Origin of the sequence: Streptomyces niveiscabiei, assembly GCF_001419795.1 — a bacterium.
GTDB lineage: Bacteria > Actinomycetota > Actinomycetes > Streptomycetales > Streptomycetaceae > Streptomyces > Streptomyces niveiscabiei.
On the sequence record NZ_LIRL01000321.1, the window covers coordinates 1 to 2,906 of the forward strand.

Here is a 2,906-nt window from a genome sequence, read left to right on the forward strand (position 1 = left end):
GAGTCTTCCAGGTCGGGGTGGGGGAACCCAACCTGCGGGCGGCCCGCACCTCGTCGGGGGCGACCCGGAGATGTCCCTGATGTCCTCGCCGGGGCGTGGCCGCGACGGGTGGGGGAGGTGCACGATGGAGGGAGGACGGGGCGCGTGGACCGGGAGGACGGGGTGCGCGGCCCGTGCGAGCAGTGCACACCGAGCCTGGAGGACCGGATGATTGCCGAGACCGTCTGTTCCGCTGTGGCCGCGGCCGGCCTGGGCATCGCGGCGGTGACGGCGTACCGGAAGCGCTTCCTGGCGGCGGCCCGCATCGCGGCGTACGCGCTCGTGCCGCTGGGCCTCGTGATGACCGGTGTCGTCGAGTGGGCGGCGGACACCGCGTTCAGCCCGGTCGCCTGGGCCGGATTCGGCGTACTCGGCGGTGCCTGGGGGCTGTTCGCGCTGACCCGTTCCGTGGAGCGGCGCAGGGGCGGCACCCGCAAGGAGCGCAGGGCGGCGGCGCGCACGGCGAGCCGTGAGGCCGTCGCGCCGGGCGCCTCGACCCCGACGCTCGGAGCGGCGGCGCCCCGGCAGTCCCGGCCCGCGGCGGGACGCCGTACGGAATCCGCCTCCTCCGGCGAGGACTTCAGCGACATCGAGGCGATTCTCAAGAAGCACGGCATTTGAGGCACCTCGACTGAAACGACACAAGTGGTCCCCCGGCCGCGCGGAAATGATCACGCCCTGAAACGGACCTCGACGGTTTCGGCGAACTCCCGCTCAATCCGCGCGTAGTGATCGCAACTGGGGTCCCACCTGCGCCATCATCGCCCGCGAGATGCTGGACACCACACAGAGCGACGCCGCGCCCCCTCAGGACGAGCCGCGCGGATGCCTCTTCGCCCTATCCCAGCCACCGCTCATGATCTTCCTCGCGGTGATCGGGTCCCTCATCCTCATGGCAGCCCTGCACGATCTGCTACTGCTGTGACCGTCCCGCGCCCCCGGCGCCACCCGCCGGGGCGCGCGCCCACCCCACCCCCTCACCCCGTGGCTTCCTTCCTCCGTGCCCGGTAAGCCGCCACGTGCAAGCGGTTGCCGCAGGTTCTGCTGTCGCAGTAGCGGCGGGAGCGGTTGCGGGAGAGGTCGACGAAGGCCCGGCGGCAGTCGGGGGCCTCGCAGCGGCGGAGGCGCTCCTGCTCCCCGGCGACGACGAAGAACGCGAGGGCCATGCCGCAGTCGGCGGCGAGGTGGTCGGCGAGGGAGGCGCCGGGGGCGAAGTAGTGGACGTGCCAGTCGTAACCGTCGTGGTCGGTGAGCTGCGGTGTCGTACCCGCTCCGGCGACCAGCTTGTTGATCAGCTCCGCCGCGGTACGGGCGTCCGCCGCCTCGAAGATCTCGGCGAACCGCTCCCGCAGTGCGCGGACCGCCTCCAGGTCGACCGGGGTCAGCGCCTCGGCCCCGCTGATCTCGTTGGATCGTACGAACTCTTCGAGCGAGGCGACGTCCGGCAGCCCGTCCACCGCCGTCTCGTCCTCCGGCGTGGTGTTGACCAGGCCCACCACCGCGTCCAGCGCGCACCGGGTGTCGTGGGGGATCAGCACATTTCGCTCCCTGCCCTGAGGACGGGCCACGCGCCCGCCGATGCTGGCCGATGGTAGCCGCCCCGCTGCCGGGACCGGGGCCCGCGAACCCACGCCCGCGACGCCCCCGGAGCAAACACCGACGCCGCCCCCCGGAGGACCCGGTGGGCGGCGTCGGTCGCGGACCGGTGCGGCCCGCGTTCGTGTCTGCCCGAGCCGTCTCCCCGAGTGGACGGCGTCGGGCGGGGTGGAGGTGTCGCGCTGCCTAGCTCTCCGCCAGGATGTGCGACAGCTCCTGATCGAGGTCGAAGTGCCGATGCTCCGTGCCCGGTGGCACGGCCGCGTCGGTGCGCTTCAGGAAGGATTCCAGTGCCCGCGCCGGTGCCTCCAGGAGGGCTTCGCCCTCGGGGGAGCTGAGGGCGATGCAGACGACCCCCTGACCGTGGCTGCGCGACGGCCACACGCGGACGTCACCGGTTCCGGTGGGCCGGTGGAGGCCCTCCGCGAGGAGGTCGCGGGCGAACACCCACTCGACGGTCTCCTCGGCTCCGGTGTGGAAGGTGGCGTGCACGGCGTAGGGATCGGCCGTGTCGTACCGCAGACCTGCGGGAACAGGCAGGGAGGACTCGCTCGACACAACGAGGCGCAGGTGCAGCTCGCAGCTGACCGTGGTGTTCATAAGCGCCAGGGCCTTTCGCTCAGTGTGCGCTCGGGGATTCGCACGTCGGCGAAATCGACATGCCACCTACGATGCCGTTGTAAACCCCTCTGAGTGTTTTGTGCGTCTTTACGTAACTCTTCCGGCCGAGACCCTCTTCTCCCGGTACCACCATTCCGGTGATCGGATTCTCTCCGGTAAGGTTCAGGTATGAATACGGGGAGTGACGAGCCCGGCGAGGCGACCGTGGTCACGGACAGTGGGAAACCCGAGGGCCTCGGGTCCAAGGCGCCGGCGTTCATCAAGAAGAGCAGGACACTGCACCTGAGCTGGCAGGTCGGCGTCTTCGTCATCGGCCTCGCGGTCGTGGTGCTCGGCATCATCATGCTGCCGCTGCCGGGGCCCGGCTGGGTCGTGATCTTCGCCGGCATGGCGATCTGGGCCACCGAGTTCGTCTGGGCGCAGCTGGTCCTGCGCTGGACGAAACGGAAGGTCACCGAGGCCGCCCAGCGGGCCCTCGACCCGAAGGTGCGCCGCCGCAACATCATCCTGACGTCGATCGCGCTGGTGATCATCGGCGCGCTGGCCGGCGTCTACCTCTGGAAGTACGGCCTGGAGATGCCCTGGAACATCAAGAACCAGTGAGAACAGCACGCTGACCGCTCCCCGCCGGTCACCCCGCGCCACCGACC

5 protein-coding genes are annotated in these 2,906 nt (G+C 70.7%); 3 read left to right on the forward strand and 2 right to left on the reverse strand.

What is annotated here, in order from left to right; all coding sequences use genetic code 11:
* Window positions 1–207 precede the first annotated feature (207 nt).
* Together AOK24_RS16475 and AOK24_RS49205 are read left to right on the forward strand one after the other, a co-directional pair.
* Complete coding sequence (locus tag AOK24_RS16475) at window positions 208–660, forward strand: hypothetical protein (RefSeq protein ID WP_055720831.1); 453 nt, start codon at window positions 208–210, stop codon at window positions 658–660.
* 151 nt (window positions 661–811) lie between these two features.
* Complete coding sequence (locus AOK24_RS49205) at window positions 812–964, forward strand: hypothetical protein (protein ID WP_165854591.1); 153 nt, start codon at window positions 812–814, stop codon at window positions 962–964.
* A gap of 52 nt (window positions 965–1,016) precedes the next feature.
* Here AOK24_RS49205 and AOK24_RS16480 read toward each other — a convergent pair whose 3' ends face one another.
* Complete coding sequence (locus AOK24_RS16480; protein ID WP_055720829.1) at window positions 1,017–1,577, reverse strand: CGNR zinc finger domain-containing protein; 561 nt, start codon at window positions 1,575–1,577, stop codon at window positions 1,017–1,019.
* A 244-nt stretch (window positions 1,578–1,821) separates the two neighbouring features.
* A complete protein-coding gene (locus AOK24_RS16485; protein WP_004002642.1) occupies window positions 1,822–2,235 on the reverse strand; it encodes an SsgA family sporulation/cell division regulator in 414 nt (137 codons plus the stop codon).
* 189 nt (window positions 2,236–2,424) lie between these two features.
* On the opposite strand from AOK24_RS16485, the gene AOK24_RS16490 reads away from it, so the two are divergent.
* The gene (locus tag AOK24_RS16490) at window positions 2,425–2,859 is read left to right on the forward strand and encodes a TIGR02611 family protein (protein WP_055720830.1); all 435 of its coding nucleotides are present in this window, start codon (window positions 2,425–2,427) and stop codon (window positions 2,857–2,859) included.
* Window positions 2,860–2,906 lie beyond the last annotated feature (47 nt).

Bases quoted from the DNA above. Each gene is read 5' to 3' on its own strand.
- AOK24_RS16490 (WP_055720830.1), top strand. From the start codon at position 2,425: ATGAATACGGGGAGTGACGAGCCCGGCGAGGCGACCGTGGTCACGGAC.
- AOK24_RS16475 (WP_055720831.1), top strand. From the start codon at position 208: ATGATTGCCGAGACCGTCTGTTCCGCTGTGGCCGCGGCCGGCCTGGGC.
- AOK24_RS49205 (WP_165854591.1), top strand. From the start codon at position 812: ATGCTGGACACCACACAGAGCGACGCCGCGCCCCCTCAGGACGAGCCG.
- AOK24_RS16485 (WP_004002642.1), bottom strand. From the start codon at position 2,235: ATGAACACCACGGTCAGCTGCGAGCTGCACCTGCGCCTCGTTGTGTCG.